Genomic DNA, 20,161 nt, shown 5'->3' on the forward strand with positions numbered 1-20,161 from the left:
TTTCTAGCTCTCCATTATGCATGGCATTTAATTTTAATTGGAACTTTAATATGAGCAAAAGTTTAATTCAATTTCGTTACGTATTTATTGGTTAATTTTGCTATTTAAATTATAGTTTCCAAATATCTTTATTATATTGTGCAATTGTACGGTCTGAAGAAAAGAAACCAGCTTTACTTATATTTACTAAAACTTTCTTATTCCAAGCTTGTCTGTCTTCATAGTCTTTAAATACTATATCCTTAGTCTTAATATAATCTTCAATATCAAGTAAAGTCATGAACCAGTCTTTGGTTACTAATTCCTTATGAAGTCTTGTAAGATTTTCCTCATCTCCAACCTTAACCATTTCATCACTTACTAAAAAGTCTACTAACTTTCCAATTGAAGCTTTCTTATAGAATTTCTTAGAAACATAATCTGCCTTCTTATAGTGTTCAATAACTTCTTCACTAGATTCACCAAAGATATAGATGTTGTTATCTCCAACTAATTCATGTATTTCAACATTGGCACCATCATCTGTTCCAAGCGTTAATGCACCATTTAGCATGAACTTCATATTACCAGTACCACTGGCTTCCTTAGATGCAAGAGAAATTTGTTCTGAAATATCACAAGCGGGTATTAACTTTGAAGCCTTAGTTACATTATAATTTTCAACCATAACAACTTTTAAATACTTATTAACTTCAGGATCATTATTTATGATTTCTTGTAAGCAAAGGATAGCATGTATAATATCTTGAGCAATTATATAAGCTGGTGCAGCCTTAGCTCCAAATATCATAGTAATTGGTGTAGCTGGCTTTTTCCCCTTCTTAATTTCTAAATATTTATTTATTATATAAAGTACATTCATTTGTTGTCTCTTATATTCATGAAGTCTTTTAATTTGAATATCAAAGATAGAATTTTCATCAATTTCTATATTTTGAGTTTCCTTTAAATAATTTTTTAATACAACTTTATTTTTTTTCTTAATTTCACCAAGTTTATTTAATACAGTCTCATCTTCTAAATACTTAGCTAAATCTTCTAACTTAGCAGCATCCTTCTTAAAATCCTCACCAATAAGCTCAGTAATATAATCAGCTAATTCATTATTACAATGCAATAACCATCTTCTAAAGGTTATACCATTTGTCTTATTGTTGAATTTTTCTGGATAAATATCATAGAATGGCTTTAATTCTTCACCTTTTAAAATTTCAGTATGAAGTGCTGCAACTCCATTTACACTAAAGCCATAATGAATATCCATATGAGCCATGTGTACACGCTTTTCTTTATCTATAATAGCTACTTTTTCATCCTTGAATTCTTTCTTTACCCTATTATCTAATTCTCTAATTATCGGTAATAATTGAGGTACAGCCTTTTGCAGATAATCTATTGGCCATTTTTCTAAAGCTTCTGCGAGTATTGTATGGTTAGTATAAGCACAAGTCTTGCTTACAATTTCAATAGCTTCTTCCATTCTAATTCCTTTTTCACCGAGTAGTCTAATTAATTCAGGAATAACCATTGATGGATGTGTATCATTTATTTGAATTACTACATGCTCATTTAACTTATGAAGATCATGTCCATTTTCTTCTGCTTCAAGTAAAATTAATTGCGCTGCATTACTCACCATAAAATATTGTTGATATATTCTTAATAAATGCCCAGCTTCATCACTATCATCTGGATATAAAAATAAGGTTAAGTTTTTCTTTATATTTTCTTTGTCAAAGTTTATACCATCTTTAACTAAAGACTCATCTATAGTATCAATATCAAATAATCTAAGTTTGTTTGATGACTTATCATATCCTGTTACATCTATATCGAATAAAGTAGATGTAACTGTGAATCCACCAAATGGCACTTCAAATTTAATGTCAGATTTATTTAACCAGCTTTCACTTGTAATCCATGGATTTTTAGTAGTTTTTTGCTTATGTTCTTCAAAAACTTGCTTAAATAAACCAAAATGATAATTTAAGCCTACTCCATCTCCATTTAAACCTAAAGTTGCAATAGAATCAATGAAACATGATGCTAATCTTCCAAGACCACCATTACCTAAAGAAGGTTCTAATTCAACCTCTTCAATTTCAAGTAAACTCTTTCCATTTTTATCAAGTACAGCTTTAACTTCTTCATAAAGTCCTAAGTTAATTAAGTTGTTAGATAATAACTTACCAATTAAAAATTCAGCAGAAATGTAATATAATTTCTTATTGCCTTTGTTAGTTCCTTTTTCCCTAATTGTTCCCTTAGTTAATTCTAATAATGCTAAATAAATTTCTTCATTGTTAGCTTTACCAATAGCTGTGTTAAACCTTTTCTTTAAAATCTGATCTAAATTCTTTTCTATCATAATAAATTTCCCCACCTTTAAATTATTTATATCTCACTAAATATTGACTTCAATTTACGATTATTATATCAATTTAACTTAGATTATTTTGTACATTCATTAACTTTTTTGTATATTTATCATGTGAATTTTCTATTTTTAAATTTATTTTTCATGTTCTTAGTTCTACTTAATTTAAACTATATATTTTGAAATTTTAATTCTTCTACAAAATAACACCTAAATATTTTTTAGTTTGACTAATTTGCTCCTTGAGAGATCTCTTAAATTATTTAATTCACGCCGCAAGAAAAGTATATGTAAAAAATCGTTTTCTCCAAATTGTAAAAAACTAAGCATTTCTAATTTGTTGAAAATACTTAGTTTTATATAATTTATTATTCAATTGTTTCTAAATTCAAAATTGGTAATCTATTGAAAATCATTTGAATTTAAATAGGAAAATAGAAAATCTAGAACATTACCTAATTATATTTATGCTCTTCTCCACATCTATGCTAATAACTTTTCCTCTGCACACCACATATCACTATACTTACCCTGTTTTTCTATTAAATCTTCATGGTTGCCTTGTTCTATAACTTTTCCATCAGATACTACAAGAATTTTATCTGCATTTTGTATTATAGAAAGGCTGTGAGCTATCATAATAACAGTTTTCTTATTTGTTAAAAGATTGCGAATTGCATTTTTAACAGCTAGTTCATTTTCTATATCCAAAGAAGCTGTTGCTTCATCTAAAAGTAGTATAGGGCTATCCTTAAGAATTGCTCTTGCAATAGAAATCCTTTGCCTTTCTCCCCCTGAAAGCTGATTTCCGTTTTCACCTACACTTGTATCATATCCCTGCTCCATTTTTTTAATAAATTGATGACAATTTGCCAGTTTACAGGCTTCTATAATTTCCTCATCACTAGCAGATGGACGTGCATACCTAATATTATTTTTAATTGTGTCATTAAATAAAAATATATCTTGTTCTACCATTGAAATTTGACTTAATACTTTTTCTGCCGATATGTCTTTAATGGATATTCCGCCAATTTCAACAGCCCCCTCTTGTGGTTCATAATATTTAGAAATCAGGCTTAAAATTGTGGATTTTCCTGATCCCGAATCACCTACAATAGCTGTAAGTTTTTCATTTTCTGCTGTAAAATTCACTCCATTTAGCACAGGTTCCTTTTCGTCATAAGAGAAAATAACACTTTTAAAGCATATTTCATAACTCTTAGGTTCAAAAGGAGTAGCTTGGTTACTTTCTTCCTCTGCATTGACTACACTTTCAATTGCACGCCTAGAAATCACCATATTTTTATAAGAGGTAAAATCAGTAAACAAAGTTCCCCAAAGTTTACAAACAATAATTGGTAGCATAATCAGCATAATGAAGGTAGCTGTATCCAAACTTTTATTGATCCAATCTGTGCCTGCTATAAAGATTACTGCTGGAATAGAAAAACCAACAATTATATTAAAGACCACAGCAGCTGGAATAATCTTCGATTCATACCAATAACTTATATCGCTAAAATTCTTCATGGAAGCAGTAACAGTTTCATTTTTCATGCCTCCTAAGCCATATGCTCGGAAAGTTTGAATTCCTGTGATATATTCCACCATATCACTTACAGCTTGAACCAAAATATTATTCTTCTGCTCACCAAACTTTTTAACCTTCATAAAAGAAAGCCACAAAGCTGGTATTAAAAGCAAAGCTGCTAAAAATAAAATCAAGCCTGCTGGTAAATATACAACAGTTACAAATAATATAAGCATAGACATAAGAGATATATTTTTTATAATATCACCCAATTTATGAGTTAAAATATTTTCATAATTATTTACAGCACCAGTAACCACATTTATATATTCACCAGTCTTTACTTTAGTAAAGCCAGATAAGGATATTTTCTTAATCTTATCTCCTAAAAAAATACGTATTCTCTTTGTTACTTCTGCTCCTGCAATATGTCCCTCAGTATATGCAATACTGTAAATAACTAATCTGACAATAAAAATTAGAACAAGCATACCACTTAAACGAAATAACAATTCTTCTGATAAAGAATTTTCTACCAACGCTTTAATTATTAAATATAGTACTGTAAAATTAAAGCCTGAAAGCAATCCTTCTATTACATTCAAAGTCATTGAAATATAGAATTTACTTGTTTTTTTCAAGATCTTATTATTCAATCAAAGCACCTCCAATGTTATAGTATGAAATATTATGAGCCTGATTATAGTCCTGCCACGCATTTTTGTAATATCTGCTGTTTTTCAAAACTTCTTCATGGGTACCTATAGTTGCAATTCTATGATTTTCTATTACTGCTACTCTATCACATTTAGCTACTACACTTAATCTATGTGCCACAATAATAACAGTTTTGCCTTTGCAAAGATTAGCTATAGCTCTGTCAATTTCTACCTGATTTTCTGGATCCGCTGCAGATGTAGCCTCATCTAAAATCAAAATAGGAGCATTTTTAAAAATAGCTCTTGCAATTGCAATACGTTGCTTCTCTCCTCCTGAAAATCTCGAACCGTAACTGCCCACAAGAGTATTGTATTTATCAGGTAGTGTCATAATAAAATCATCAATTTGTGCCTGTTTAGCAGCTTTTCGAACCTGTTCTAAGGTTGCATTACTACCCATGCGTATATTTTCTAGAACACTTCCCTTACTTAAAAATGTTTTTTGGAACACTATGGACACATTTTCTAAAAGTGTTTCATAATCAATTTCTTTAATATTCCTTTTGCCAATTAAGATTTCTCCTCTGCTTATGTCATAAAATCTAGCAATAAGTTCTACGATAGTACTCTTCCCTGCGCCAGAATATCCGACTAATGCTATCTTTTCTCCATCTTTAATACTTAAGTTTAAATCTTTTAGCACATCATTCTTTCCATCATAAGAGAAACTTACATTACACATCTGTATAGCATGATTTTTAGGAAACTCCTTACTTCCATTTTCAAAGGCTGGAATGTCTAATATTTCCTCTATCTTGTGAATGCCATTTAAAACCTGTGAGAAATTTGAGCCTAATTCTAGCAAAGGACGAAGTTCAGTTAGATAAAAGGAACCTACATATATAAACAAAATAAATATACTAGCTAATAAATGACCCTGTAACGCCATAAAGCCTCCAATTGGCACAAGCAAAACTAAAGCACACTCTATAACAATTACATAAGCTGCAAAGGGAGGTCCCATTTTTAAAGATGCTTTTTTCCAAACATTATACTGATCATCAATAGCCTCTGAATACTTCTTAAATGAGTGGCTTCCCATATTATAGGCTTTAATCAGCTTCATTCCAGTAATATATTCAATCATAGTTGCATTAAGATTTCCCATAGAACGATTCATGTCAGCCATTAATTTATCTTGCCCTCTAAACATAATATACTGACAAAGAAAAGCAAAGGGGATTGGAACTAAAGAGACCAATGCCAATATCCAATTAATACTGCAAAGATAAATAAATACTACCACTGGTCCGCTAGCATACATAATAAGCTCTGGCAAATGATGAGCAAGAAAAAGTTCCAGTTTTTCAATATCTTCGTTTAATACCTTCTTAATTTCTCCTGTACTTCTTTCACTTAAATTTCCTAGTGGCACCTTAGCCATATGATCAATTACCATACAACGAACTTTAAATAACGAATTATATGCTCCTTTGTGTGACAAAGCTATAGATACTCCAAGCAAAAAGTAACGTATAAAAATAGCTGCTGCAATAATTCCTCCACTCTCTAGGATAATTTCTCTTGTATAGCTCCCATTATATACGGTCTCAATAACTTTATATGCAGCTAAATATGGAATCATAATAGATAATCCACTGATAAGTGAACAAATTATAGATGCAATTAAATAATATTTATCTTTACCAGCCCATTTAAATAACAGCCCTAATGAATTTTTCCCCTCTTTTTTCATATATAACACATCCTTTCATTAAATAGGTTTTATACTGTTTTGAAACAATACTCTTTTCTACAGTACAATTAGTTAAACTTTCTTTTAACAAATTTCCTTTCTTATAAAGAATTAATTTAAAAATACTTTCCCCATTTTTGTTGAAAATCCATATAAAAAATGTTAAAATACTCCCATTAACTTCAAATATCTTTATTTTATAGGCATTTTAAATGATAATGATATTCATTACTATTGTCAAAGTTCAATAAAAAAGGTTATATGACCTTTACATTGCTAATAATTATTTGTAAAATCAGCTTCATCTCAATAAAAATAATCTATCTTCGTGATATATCAGGACAATATTAAATTTAAAAAGATATAATTGGGTTTTGGAATAACACTTTCATTAATCTCGAAAGGAGTGATTTACTTGGAAAGTAATAGTGTTCTATCAGAACATGTTTTTTTTGATAAAGCTATAGAGGCTGGTGAACAATTATATGAATTATCACAAAAAAACGGGAATGGCTATATTTATCAGCTAAATCCTGCTTCTGGACTTTTTATAACTGCAGGTGATTGGATATCAAATAGCCAAATAGAAGCTCATTTTAATATAAATCAAATGTTCATGGAAATTTATTTATTTGAATCTGGAAATGTAACCTTGATTCAAAACGGTAAAAATACACTTTTAATACCAAAAGGAATAAACATCTATGTGAATAAAACCTCAAAGGGACGTATTTGTTATGAACCAAAGATTCCCGTAAAATATGTAAGTATAATACTTTTTAAAGATTTCATAAAAGAGCGTATCAAAAATAACTTTGCCGAGGAGGATTTTAATTTTGCACAAACCTTTAATTGGAAGTCTATAAACTACAATACTCCAGAGGTGACTCTAATATTTTTGCAAATAAAACAAAAGCTTATGTCTGATGAGAAATCGAACTTATACTACGAAAGTAAAGTTGGTGAACTTTTTTCTATAATTATGAGTAATTTCATTAAAGAAAAAAAGCGTTTGGAAATTCAGGAAAAGGATTTTTCTTTCAACGAATTAAAAAGGCTAGAAATGGTGAAATTGGCTATTGATCAAAATCTCTTAACCCCTCCCTCAATAACTACCTTATGTCAAATAGCCACAATGGGGAAAACAAAATTAAGAGAATCTTTTAAATCAGCTTTTAATATGACACTAGGAGAATATATTCGTCATGCAAGAATGAAGTATTCCCTGGTACTGCTTGCTAATAAACAATTATCAATTGGAAATATTGCTGCTAACTTAGGGTATTCAAGTGCAAGTAAATTTTCTATGGCCTTTAGAAAAGTTTACAGCCAATCACCTACTGAATATCGCAGAAATATTCTGCATCTTCTGTAAATTCAATCTAAAATTCATTATTACTGAAAATATCAATAAAAATATGAATATAAAGTATACAGGATAGTTTATAAAGTTTAAATATTATCATTGCTTAAAGGTAAAAAGCTCTAAACAATTGGTTTTATTCTAATTGTTTAGAGCTTCTTATATTTACTGAATCATATTACTTATTTAACATATTTTGAAATAGGTAAATTATTTTCTTTTACTCCTTGAGAAACTAATTTAGCAATTTGAATTCCTCCTTGTTTAGTAAAGTGTGTGCGATCTGTTCCATCTAAGGAAATCATAAATAATTTGTAAGTTTCGTTATATCCAATTGAAGTAAAATAATTTATACTCTTTGTTGTAAGATCAATTATTTTAACTTTTTCTTTGGCAGCTACTTGTTTCATTGCAGCATCATAATCAACAAAATCATTGTTAAATTTGCCATTTTTATAGTTAAGTCTTGCAACTGGTGTTATTAAAACAGGAATGGCTTTTTTTGCACGAGCACCATCAATATACTGTTTTAAATATTGTTTGTACGTTGTATATGGTTCAGTGTAACGAGCTGGATCATTCTTTTTTTGATCATTATGACCAAATTGAATAAATAAATAGTCATTAGGTTTTATTTTCTTTAAAATTTCAGCTAAACGACCTTCATCTATAAAGGATTTAGAGCTTCTACCACCAATAGCATGATTTTCAAAGATTAAATCTGAAGTAAAGTATGTGGGAATAACTTGCCCCCATCCCACTTTAGATGAAACAGATGGATCATATGTTGCAACTGTTGAATCACCAGCAATGTATACTGTAGGTTTTGTTGACGCTGCATTAGCAGTAGTTGTTAAAAAGCCTATTTGTAAAAAAGCTATTAAAAAAAGCAATAATTTTTTAAAAATGATTAATATTGATTTTTTCATAGGTTGTTAGCCTCCTTTAAAATGATAAAGTTGTTATGCTTATATTATTTTCTAGTTATTTTGATATACTTGAACCCCAATTACCATACCATGCATATCCTGTTCTTCTTTCCTTATCAATATCAGCAAGTTTATATTTTACTACACCATTACGTCCTACAAATATAGGCTTATTAGTTCCGATTTCGTAAAAACGAGCCCAAACAGGAGTTTTTACACTAGAATCATTTACAACAGTAACGTCTCCATTTGCCTTAACGACTTTTATTCCAGTAATTGCAACTGTTTTAAACCAACTTTCAGCAGCTTTAATAGAAGCAGCTATTTTAGGAGTAGTAGGTCTAGTTTTCAAAAAATTTATAATACCTACACTTTCGCCAGTACAAAGAGAAGGAACTTCATATGCTCTTGCAGATGTAGGCTTTAAAGTTTTCTCATCATGTTGCTGCCCCCAAACTGTTAACTTCCCATTAACATTAACTTGAGTTTTTAATATACAATCTACACCTTTTTCAACTGCTATTTTACATCTATTCGCTAAATTGCTATCTACAAATGAAAAATCACCTTTTCTATTTGAAACTTCATCTAGAAGAAACATTACATTAATCATTGCATTGTCATTATATGTAATATGTGTATGATAGCCGTTGCTTTTATAAACCTGTGGCCATCCCCCATTATCATATTGCATATTTAACAAGAAATTGATTCCTTTTATAGCTGCAGCAGAATAGGTACTATTTTTTGTCTTTTTATACTCGGCTGCTAATCTTCTTATTTCTGTATAAGTAGCTTTGTTATCAATAGTTGACTTTGCCCACTCACTTACTGGTTCATTATAATACTTTATCCACCCACCATCTGGACGTTGGTTCTTTAAAATTTCTGCAATACTTGCTGTGGTGCCAGAGCCATCAGCAGCAAATGCTGTTATAGAATTTTGTAGTGTTACTCCAAAAACAGTAAAAATAAATGTAAAAACTAATATAAAGGTCACATATTTTAATTTTGTTTTAAACATAATAATCTCCTCTTCTTTTTTATAAATATAATTCAAGAGTATCTACAAACATAGATACTCTAATTTAACTTGATTATTTTTTTAATCTACAACTGTGGCTCATCCATTTCCTTAGATTAGAAACGAGATTTGTCTTTCTTTAATTGGCTCCATGTATAACGTAACATCCAAATGTCCCAATCAGTTATAGTGCTTGAATCTCCAGCCCACATAATAGTATGTGTCGGAAATCCAGTTGGTGGACGATCAGCATCTTCATAAAAATCTGGAAGTCCAAAACCATGTCCCATTTCATGTTCAATTATATGAGCTTCATTTGAATTCACCGTGCTTAGTATGTAATCCTCAGAGATACGTTGTCCCCAATCTCCACCAGCACCACCTTGAAAATTAGATGTTCCCCATAGATACATATCAAAACGCTTGTCTATTCCACCAGGATAAGAATATGATTTATCTTCAAAATGTTCAGCTCTAGAAAGTGAACTAGGAGCAGTAGGAAGCTTAGCAGGAATGCTTGGATTTGTTTTGCTCAATTCATCAGTAATATAATCTTTATAAACTATTTCATTAGATTGTTTATTTAATATTAATGAAGGATTAGAACAAGCCCAACCTACTACCTTCACAGTAACTGTGTTATAAGGCCAACCATCATATCCTTTAAGAGCTTTTGTCACCCAATTATTTACTTGACGGTTAAGCATTGATGCAATATCTTTACGTTGTTGAAGCGTAACGCTCTTATTTGATTGCCAACGTACAACATAATTAAGAGTTCCTTTACCTGCATAAATTTGATCAAAAATTAAATTTTTACGATTTGTTGAACCTTCTTTAACCATTCTATTGCTCCATACCCACTCAACAGATGGTTTAAGGTTAGCAGGCATATTCCCTAAGGTTAAATTAGCGGCCTTAGTGGTGGTAACTACATTCGCACTTTTACTGTCTGTCGTTGCTGCATTAGCAACAATACTACTTACAGAAAGGCTTAGAAACATTACAGCAGACATAATGATACAACTTAATTTTACTTTAATCATAATTTTCCCCCCTTAAATTTTTCATCATAATTAAGATGCTATAGCAAAAAAACTAATGACTATAGACTACTTATAATGACATACTCTCATAAATGTACCTATTAAATAAATAGCTTTATCCTTAAATGGTCGAAATAACGCATAAAAAGTAACTATTCTATGTATTTTTACAAAATGCTCATTTTATTCTTAAAAATAGGTATTCTACGATAATGGTTTACTCTTCCCCACTTTAATGAATATGAGGAATTCAAGCTATATTATAATTTAAAGTAATGATAAAAATTATGAAAAAGCAATATTAATATCACTAAAGCACTATTTTTAATCGTAACAGGCGAATATTCTCTTTTAATATCTATTTTATGTATTTTAAGGAAAATATATTTATTAATTTTAAAAATTATGTCATTATATAGGTGGTGAAGCTGAACAACTTCTATATATTAATAATGCTTTAACTACATACTATATTTTATTAGTTAAAATATAGTATGTAGTTAATTGAAATAAGCATAATTGATATTTAGAAAATTACAATACACGTTTTATTTAAAGAAATTTTGTATAAGTAATCTTTGTAATCAATTACACGCGCCATAAAAAACAAATAAACTGTCACTGCGCTGTAATAAATACAAATATATAAGAAAATAAAATATGAAGGGATGTTTGATTATGTCAAAAATTAAGTCACTTAAATTTTCTTTACTAGCTATAACTTTCCTATTTGCAACTGCTATTTCTAGCCAGAGTTTGGCTGCATTTGCAGCAACTGCAATAACCTCTACTACACAAATTGTTTCCTCAATGGGTGCTGGTTGGAATTTAGGAAATCAGCTTGAAGCCAGTTCTAACAGCACACCTAATGAAACAGCCTGGGGTAATCCAATAATTACAAAGGCTTTCATTCAGAAAGTAAAAGCCTCTGGCTTTAAAACCATTCGTATTCCAGTTTCATATTTGAATAAGATAGGAGATGCACCTAATTACACTATTGATTCTGCATGGCTTGCTAGAATAAAAGAAGTTGTTGATTACGCTTATAGCCAAGACATGTATGTAATAGTTAACATGCATGGAGATGGATATAATTCAGTTAATGGTTCATGGCTTTTATGTAATTCAAGTGACCAAACAACTATTAAAGCAAAATATGAAAAAGTATGGCAACAAATTGCAAATACCTTTGTAAATTACAACGAACATTTGATTTTTGAATCAATGAATGAAGAATTTGATGGCACATATGGCACACCTAATACCACATATTATTCAAACTTAAATGCTTATAATCAAATATTTGTTGATACTGTAAGAAAAACTGGTGGAAACAACAGTGCAAGATGGCTGCTTATTCCTGGCTGGAATACCAATATTGATTACACAGTAGGTAACTATGGTTTTGTACTTCCTACAGATACTTACCGATCAACCACTATTCCAAGTTCTGAAAAGAGAATCATGATATCAGCTCATTATTACTCACCTTGGGATTTCTGTGGCGAGGAATCTGGAACAATAACACAATGGGGGGCAACAGCTACTAACACTGGAAAAAAATCATCTTGGGGGCAAGAAGACTATTTAAATTCACAATTTAAATCTATGTATGATAAATTCGTAACACAAGGTTATCCTGTTGTAATTGGAGAATATGGCTCTGTAGATAAAACAAATGCTGATTCAACTAGCAATACTTATCGTGCAAAATTTGCAAAAACATTATGCATAGCTGCTAAGCAGTACAGCTGTGTACCAGTTTATTGGGATAATGGATACAATGGACAATATGGCTTTGGATTATTTAACAGATCTAACGGCACTATAACACAACAAGGAATTATTGATGCAATAATGAGCGGTATAGGTGCAGGTAGTATTTCTAATTCTACAATTACTGCTACAATTGGAACCTTTGACAAGAATACCTCTTCACAAGCCGATGTAGTAGTAACTATGGCACTAAATGGTAATACACTTAATGCTGTCAAAAATGGTACATCTGAATTGGTATCTGGAACTGATTATACAGTTTTAAACAATACTATAACTATTTCCAAAAGTTATCTTGTAAAACAAGCACTTGGTAGTGCAAGTCTTACATTTGACTTCAGTGCAGGTACAGATCCTGTTCTAGCCATCAATGTAATTGATTCGTCTAAGGACCCAGAAAATCCTGTAGCTTTATATGGGGATGTGAATAATGATGGTATAGTTAATGTATTAGATTATACTGTATTACAAAAATATGTACTTGAAGGAACAGGTAATATAAATAAAGTAAATGCAGATATAAATAAAGACACAAGAATCAACACTTCTGATCTTTTTGCATTAAGAAAGATAATTCTAGAATCTTAAAAGTTAGAAGTTTTATAATAAACTTATTATAGCTCTAAAATTATTAAATACTTTAGGACAGTAGATAATTTTGTGTGAAAGCAAAATTATCTGCTATTTTTTATAATTTTTTGGTAATTTAAAAATAATACATAATAAATATTTTAGGTTCAACAGTTAGCATTATCCTGTCTTACAAACTTTCATCAATTAATACCTCTTCATGCTTAAGATACAAAATAAACCTACAACAATTCAAGTTTTGATTGCCGTAGGTTTTTGCTTGAGGAGAAACATGAACTATCTATTTACTTCTATTTTGAAGTTGTAAGTGATATATCTGAAAACTTAGCAGTATTGTAGTAAATTATGTCACTAGATGTCTGAGTAGCATCCACTGCAAAACCTATATAAGTATTGCTTCCCATGTTAAAGGTTTGTTTTGCTAATTGATTCCATGTTGTACCATCGTATGAAGTCGAAGCTATTATAGAATTCCCAACTCTTTCAAGCTTTAACCAAATAGGTAATTTACTATCTACCAAAGCTGGTAAGCCTGGCTTTTCTTGTGGATAATCATTAAAATCTAATGTCTTAATATTCTCACTCTTAGTCATTCTTGATGAAAAGTAAGTACCATAATAAGTATCATTTTCTCCTCCATCCTTATCTTCGTCTTTATCTGCCTTAACAATAGATGTACTTATAAGAGCTGCTTTAGAACCTTCATCTAGAGTTTCTCTAATCATTAAACCAGAAATTGCATTATTATCTAAAAGTGCTATTGAGTTTAACTTAGCCACTAAAGCTGCATCACCAGTCATTTTTTGATATACATAATGAAAACTATCTGCTTTACCAGTTATTTTTCCTGCTCCCTTTACAGTAAGCTGTCCACTTTCATTAAGGCTTCCATTTCCTTTAATAGTAACTTTGCCTATGTCCTTAGAATTCCAAGTTCCACTAACGTTCTTTTCATTAACATATATAGGCATAGATGTAGATTGTGTTGAATTGCCCATCTTATCTGTAGCTCTTGCTGTTATAAAATATGTTCCAGCTGAAACACTATTCCAACTATAACTATAAGGTGCCTTAGTACTTTCTCCTATTTTTTCTGAACCATTGAAGAATTCAACTTTATCAATTCCGTCTTTATCTGAAGCTTTTGCAACTATTTTTATATTACCACCAGCTTTTTGTATACTATTAATTTCTGGAGTACTTATATATACTTCTGGGTTATCTGGCGCATAATTCTCATCTACTATAGAATTCAAATAAGTTTCCAAATTAGTATATTTATTTGGATCTCCTGTAGTGCCATCTGAGGCTTTTCTTCCATCTGAAGAGTCATTAGGGTTCAATCCATAAAATTTTTCCCATTCATCTGGCATACCATCCTTATCTGTATCTACAGGTACTTCATAGGTATTTAATTCGGGATACCCACCAACCTCATATTCTCTATTTATAAATCTGCCTGTACCATTTTTTATGTCCGCTACAACTCTTGCGTCAGCAGCATCTCTTCTTGGAAAACTATCTCCTGCTTTAGCTAGTACATCACTATATGCAACTGTTGCACTTTGCATTGTAGTTGAATCAGTATTTCCTGTACTAATTGGATTATTTTGAATAGTTGCATCACAATCAGTATAATCTTGAAGCCCTAATAAATTATTATCAGTAACCTCTGGTGCTCCTTCCATATAATTACCACTAAAGTACCATTCACTTGGCTTCCCTTTTACACCTGGTTGAGCTATCCTAGTTTTAACTTCAGCTCTAGTCCCTGGACCAGCCTTATAATAATTATTCATAACATTAACATGTGATGTATCGCCTCCATACATTGAGTTAAAACCCCAATCGTATAAAACATTATTCTTTACATCTAAATAAGCTGGAAGTTTGTTATCACCTGGTTGTCCTCCACCTATTCTAGGTTCCCTGCTTGTATGATGCGCAATTATATTATGACTCCAGGTTGAATTATTTCCTCCCCATACGCCTCCATATCCATGTCTTCCCTTTATATGACCAGACAAAGTTAAACTTTCATAAGCCATACTCCATTGAACTGTCAGGTTATTACATCTATAAAGTGAAAGGGTTTCATCTGTAGACCAGCTTGTTGATATATGATCTACCATCATATAATTCATATCTCTACCACCAAAACCATCAGGTTCTAAATCAATATGAGCTGACCCTGGTCTAAATCTCAGATATCTTATTATTACATTCTGGCATCCGCTACAGTCTACAAGATAATCTGCAAGGCAGACTCCATCCCCAGGAGCTGTCTGACCAGCTATTGTTAGATTATTAACTTTTAATTTTACTCGTTCTTTTAAATGTATTGCCCCTGACACACGGAAAATTATATTTCTATTTCCTTGACTTACTGCATCTCTAAAAGAACCTTTTATCGATTTCTCTCCATTGGATGGTGAATAATCTTCTAACGTAGTTACCTCATACACATCATACCCGCGTCCACCACTAGTAAACCTCCCACCACCTTCTGCTCCTGGAAATGCAATTATATTTGATGGTTGCTCAATAGGATCTTTAGGTATTGGTGCATCTGCTTTAACTCTATCTAGTGGAATTACTAAAGAAAAAGTTAAAAAAGCACTTATTACTATACATATTGTCTTTTTACTCAATTTGGCTCCCCCTCAATAGTTAATTATAAAATTCCCTTACCATATAAATTTAAGGTTTTCTTCCAAATCCTTATATATCTTTTTAATTAATAAGGTTTTTTAGTTGGATTCCAATTATCTGTTCCTTTCATATAGTTGTTAACAGTATAATTTTCAGCTTCTTTAGCTGATAAAGTTTTTGCCCATTTTACTCTCTTAGAAGCATTCCATCCAGTTCCAGAACTTCCATATTCCATGTATCTTGCTGTAGCTTCATTAGCTGAATTTCCCCAATTATTCCAACCAGTTAAATTAATATGTGCATCCATAGTACAATTTTTGTATACTACACTAGCATATGGTCTCCAAGGTCTGCCTAGATATACTCCTCCTGTAGTTACAGAAGAATCCCTAGTAAGATTACAGTTAACGAAAAGAAAACCATATTTTTGTTGTTGTGGAGTAGAAGCAGCAGTGATATATCCTGTTTTATCATTAGAGTTAATTATGCAGCTATCGAAGGCAGCTATCATAGCTCCATAAATAAAATCCACATCTCCTGAAATAGTGCATTTACTAAAATAAGCTCTTTCACCAGAATTATTTAATAAAAGAGTATCCTGTCCACCAAAAATTATACAATTGTAAAAAGAAGCTCTATCTGACTGTACCTTAATTGCATTTGCTCTCTCAATTTGTCCCGAGGTATTTACAAAATTAATATTTTCTGCTGAGAAATCTTTTGCCTTAATAATTACAGTTGGAGTTTCTAAATTATATGAACTTGGCTTGCTTGTATCAACATGATCATTATAAGTAATAATTGTTTTATTCTTATCTTGACCAATTAAGCTTACATACGGTTTAGTTACTCTCACTTTTTCTTTATAGGTACCATTTTTTATATATATTATTTTTCTGCTAGTATTGTTAGCTGGAATAGAATCCAACGCTGCCTGAACTGTTTTGTAGTTTCCACTACCATCTTTAGCAACCGTTATGTTTGCAGTATAAGCCGATGCTGGAGATGGTATAGACAAAATACATAATAATATTGACATGAGCATGCTTACAAATATTTTCTTTTTCATAGTTATAAATCCTCCTTAATATATCTACATTATATTTCTTAATTAAAATGGACTTTTACCCATTAAACCTCCTCTCACTACTTTTTATTTAATTAGAAGTCTGCAATAGTAGTGCTATATACTTCCTTCTAATTTAGTTTAACGTTCACAATTTTATTATCAGTTGTATAATCTCAAATGCTAATTATTATATCCTATAAGAATTTGTTTAGTATTTTTTAATATATCATTTCTTTTAAATCGTCATATTTTAAACAACCAAACTTTTTGTAAACGTTAACTTAATTATGTTTTATATTACCTTTTATTCATAAATATATCAATCTGTATATCGTAATTTGTTGTTTTTTAATCATGTTTGATCAAAAATTCAATTTCTTTTAGTTATTAAGTTCATCTCCTTTTTGGCGTGAAATCACGGACTTCAATTTACCTAAAATAACTAAGATCAAGTAGTTATTGGAATTATTATACTAATAGCCTTATACTGTCAAAGACTTTATAACTGTTTCTGCAACTTGAAACGTTATAAAATTGGGTAATATTTAAATTATGAAGCTAAGATCTGACTCTAATGGGACATTAAAGTCAGATCTTAGCTTCATAATTTTTATTTTTTAATTTTTCTACTTAACAACGTGTAATTTATTATGTTACTGGCGGGGTTTTGCTTGCACTTTTTATTAATGAATAAATTTAAAATCCGAATCGACTATGGTTGTGGATTGGCAAAAAGATACATAATCATTGGTTTCCTCAACTATTTTGTATCCAGCACTTTTTAATAATTCAATTTCTTTTTTAAACTTTTCAATTGAAGTATCTTCTCTAAATATTTCTATTGTTTCCGTAATTACCACCAAAACCTCACCTTTCTATAAATATTATTGATTGCTTATATTGAGTTATTCTTTTTCTTTGTATGGCTCAGCAATAAACTCGTCTAGTTTCTCACTTAATTTAAATCTTGCCAGCATTTAATTCTTTATTATCAGTCACTTCATTATTATTTATATATTTCTATGTGTAAATTAGGAATAAAGTTTAATCAAAAATTTCTATTTGTTTTAGTTTTGGTGAATCTATTATACCTTGTATATTATGTGCTACTTTACAGCAATAAATTTTTTAATGTTATAATATTTTCAATATTTTCTAATAAATACAATTAATTTTATAGAAATTATTTTTTAGTTTATGTAATAATAAATGAATATATTCGTATAATTATAAATATGTTTTATTTTCAATAATAGATTTATTTCAATCTATTAAGATTTTTATATAATTCTTTTATTATTCAACCTTATTACAAATATACAAAATTTTATATACTTTTTTCCATTTTTCCCATTATATCAACTTGAAAATTTAACGTCAATACAAAATATCAATTCAAGAAATTTTTTCATCTTAAATATCAATATTGTTGATATTATTTTTATTTTTATTTTTCCTATTGATTTTTTTAATATTATTTCTGCAAATTTTAAATAAAAATAACGGATCTAAAATTTCAGCTCCCCTAAATAAAAATAAATCTGTGCAAATATTATAGAATTAATGAAAGGTTCTTTTTCTAACATCCAATGTGTAACAAAGTATATAATCCGTTGTCACATTAAATAATTCTGCTAATTTTAAAACATTTTCTATTGTTACACCTGATGATCCAGATTCATATTGTGATATGGAATTTGCTTTAACCTCTAAATATTTTGCAACATCACTTTGGCTTAAATTATTTGCCTTTCTTAATGATTTAATTCTTTGACCTATTTTTTTATTTAGAGGTACATTATTTCCTTTAAAAAATTCTATTGATTTTATTATTGTTTCTATATATATAATGATTCTTTCAAAATCTCCTGTTTTTTCAATATATCCTTGTATATCCATTTCATCTAGTGATTGCATTGCTGGAATTTTTTCTGCATATCCTGTTAGTAATGTTATGTAAATTGATGGATTAAATGATCTTATTTCATCAACGATTTCTTTTCCATTTAAATCATCTATAAAATAATCTAGTATTAATAAGTCAAAATCACCTTTTTCTAATGCTGCCAATCCTTCTTTTGAACTTGTGAATCCTTGTACATAATACTTATCACTCAAAAAAGATTCTAGTGTATCGATTATTCCTATTTCATCGTCTATTATAGCTATACTCATTCCTTTGCTCATTTTTCTGCTCCTTTATTGGTATTTTTATAAAAAAAGTTGTTTTTTCATTGTCACTTTTAAAATACATATCACCTTCAAATCTACTTTTTATAATAGATTTAGATATATACAACCCCACCCCTGTTCCAGCTTTGCCTTTTGTAGTAACCATTTCTTTAAAGATTTTTTTTTGGACCTGATCTGGTATAATATTTCCTTCATTAGATACAGAGAATATGATATTTTTATTTTCTTTATATACACTTAAAATTACATTTCTATTATATTTTACTGCACTTATAGCATTACTTATTAGATTATCTAATACTTGAATTAAAGAATTGATATCGCCTACAATTTTCATAGAATCATCGATATTTATTTCTTGTATTAACTTGCATTGATTCTTTTTTAATTCATAAGACATTAATAAAATTGTGTCTTTAATAAGATTCTCAATAATAAAACTTTCTGATTTATTTTGTTCAAAATCTTTTAACTGATTTTTTATCGCATTAATTATATCTGTCATATAACATAAATAAGCTTGTCCTCGTTCATTCCATAAATTAATCTCAGTTATTAATTTTTTAATGTCTTGATTATTATAATTACCAAGATAGGTATCTAGTTTATTAATATCTTTTTTTATTATTGCAAGGCCTCCTGATACACTCATAATAGGAGTTTTTAAATTATGTGCTACCCCTCCGATAAGTTGACTTAAAGACATTAATCTGTCTTTTTCTATCATAAGTTCCATATTTCTTTTTGAAGCTGTTATGTCTTTAATAAAAACTATTGTACCAAAATAATCTCCCTTTACTATTACACAATTTACTTGTACTTCAAAATAAGTAACTTCCTTAGCTATTACTTTTATTTGTGTTGATTGATTAGTTCTTGTTGTATTAGCCTTATTTATTAAATCAGTTAATAAATCCTCATAACTTTTCAGACTACTATCTCTTATTAACTCTCTATATTCTTGATATTCTCTTTTCTTACTCGGTTTAAATTTTTCATAAAATATGTTATTAACTTCTTTTATTATCAGATTTTCATCTATGATAATAATCGAATCTGTAATATAGTGTTGATTTACAATTAAAACTGACCCACCTTTTACGAGCAAAGTTGACCCACCTAAGTTCATAAAGTATCCTAGCCTTTGTAATGAAGGTTAGGAGGAAAAACATAGGTGAAAGACGTGAAAGCT

The 20,161-nt window shown here is 29.7% G+C and carries 13 protein-coding genes; 2 read left to right on the forward strand and 11 right to left on the reverse strand.

The window, feature by feature from the left end:
* Window positions 1-109: 109 nt before the first annotated feature.
* From CLPUN_RS13980 to CLPUN_RS13990, 3 genes are all read right to left on the reverse strand, one after another.
* Window positions 110-2,368, reverse strand: coding sequence for a glycogen/starch/alpha-glucan phosphorylase (locus CLPUN_RS13980; RefSeq protein ID WP_077847872.1), 2,259 nt, complete (start codon window positions 2,366-2,368; stop codon window positions 110-112).
* Between the two features lie 492 nt (window positions 2,369-2,860).
* Entirely contained in the window at window positions 2,861-4,567 is a 1,707-nt protein-coding gene (locus CLPUN_RS13985) for an ABC transporter ATP-binding protein (RefSeq protein WP_077847873.1), read from the reverse strand.
* The gene (locus CLPUN_RS13990) at window positions 4,560-6,326 is read right to left on the reverse strand and encodes an ABC transporter ATP-binding protein (protein WP_077847874.1); all 1,767 of its coding nucleotides are present in this window, start codon (window positions 6,324-6,326) and stop codon (window positions 4,560-4,562) included. The genes CLPUN_RS13985 and CLPUN_RS13990 overlap by 8 nt, the downstream gene beginning before the upstream one ends.
* A 406-nt stretch (window positions 6,327-6,732) precedes the next feature.
* Between CLPUN_RS13990 and CLPUN_RS13995 the strand changes: the two genes are divergently transcribed.
* Window positions 6,733-7,701 carry a helix-turn-helix transcriptional regulator gene (locus CLPUN_RS13995; RefSeq protein ID WP_423237300.1) on the forward strand — a complete coding sequence of 323 codons (969 nt, stop codon included), beginning with the start codon at window positions 6,733-6,735 and terminating at the stop codon, window positions 7,699-7,701.
* 170 nt (window positions 7,702-7,871) lie between these two features.
* Here CLPUN_RS13995 and CLPUN_RS14000 read toward each other — a convergent pair whose 3' ends face one another.
* From CLPUN_RS14000 to CLPUN_RS14010, 3 genes are all read right to left on the reverse strand, one after another.
* On the reverse strand, window positions 7,872-8,618 hold the full coding sequence (locus CLPUN_RS14000; RefSeq protein ID WP_077847875.1) for a rhamnogalacturonan acetylesterase: 747 nt from the start codon (window positions 8,616-8,618) through the stop codon (window positions 7,872-7,874).
* Window positions 8,619-8,673: 55 nt separating this feature from the next.
* Entirely contained in the window at window positions 8,674-9,642 is a 969-nt protein-coding gene (gene pelA, locus CLPUN_RS14005) for a pectate lyase (RefSeq protein ID WP_077847876.1), read from the reverse strand.
* A gap of 116 nt (window positions 9,643-9,758) precedes the next feature.
* On the reverse strand, window positions 9,759-10,688 hold the full coding sequence (locus CLPUN_RS14010) for a dockerin (protein ID WP_077847877.1): 930 nt from the start codon (window positions 10,686-10,688) through the stop codon (window positions 9,759-9,761).
* Window positions 10,689-11,366: 678 nt separating this feature from the next.
* Here CLPUN_RS14010 and CLPUN_RS14015 point away from each other — a divergent pair.
* Window positions 11,367-13,052 carry a cellulase family glycosylhydrolase gene (locus CLPUN_RS14015; protein WP_077847878.1) on the forward strand — a complete coding sequence of 562 codons (1,686 nt, stop codon included), beginning with the start codon at window positions 11,367-11,369 and terminating at the stop codon, window positions 13,050-13,052.
* Window positions 13,053-13,345: 293 nt separating this feature from the next.
* Here the strand turns inward: CLPUN_RS14015 and CLPUN_RS14020 are convergent, their stop codons facing one another.
* The 5 genes from CLPUN_RS14020 to CLPUN_RS14035 form a co-directional block, all read right to left on the reverse strand.
* On the reverse strand, window positions 13,346-15,706 hold the full coding sequence (locus CLPUN_RS14020; RefSeq protein ID WP_077847879.1) for an Ig-like domain-containing protein: 2,361 nt from the start codon (window positions 15,704-15,706) through the stop codon (window positions 13,346-13,348).
* Between the two features lie 86 nt (window positions 15,707-15,792).
* Complete coding sequence (locus tag CLPUN_RS14025) at window positions 15,793-16,776, reverse strand: pectinesterase family protein (RefSeq protein WP_077847880.1); 984 nt, start codon at window positions 16,774-16,776, stop codon at window positions 15,793-15,795.
* Between the two features lie 683 nt (window positions 16,777-17,459).
* On the reverse strand, window positions 17,460-17,636 hold the full coding sequence (locus CLPUN_RS28110) for a hypothetical protein (protein WP_198944343.1): 177 nt from the start codon (window positions 17,634-17,636) through the stop codon (window positions 17,460-17,462).
* Between the two features lie 700 nt (window positions 17,637-18,336).
* The gene (locus CLPUN_RS14030) at window positions 18,337-18,963 is read right to left on the reverse strand and encodes a response regulator (RefSeq protein ID WP_077847881.1); all 627 of its coding nucleotides are present in this window, start codon (window positions 18,961-18,963) and stop codon (window positions 18,337-18,339) included.
* On the reverse strand, window positions 18,926-20,077 hold the full coding sequence (locus CLPUN_RS14035) for a sensor histidine kinase (RefSeq protein ID WP_158078774.1): 1,152 nt from the start codon (window positions 20,075-20,077) through the stop codon (window positions 18,926-18,928). The genes CLPUN_RS14030 and CLPUN_RS14035 overlap by 38 nt, the downstream gene beginning before the upstream one ends.
* Window positions 20,078-20,161: the final 84 nt, after the last annotated feature.

Source organism: Clostridium puniceum, from assembly GCF_002006345.1.
Lineage (GTDB): Bacteria > Bacillota > Clostridia > Clostridiales > Clostridiaceae > Clostridium > Clostridium puniceum.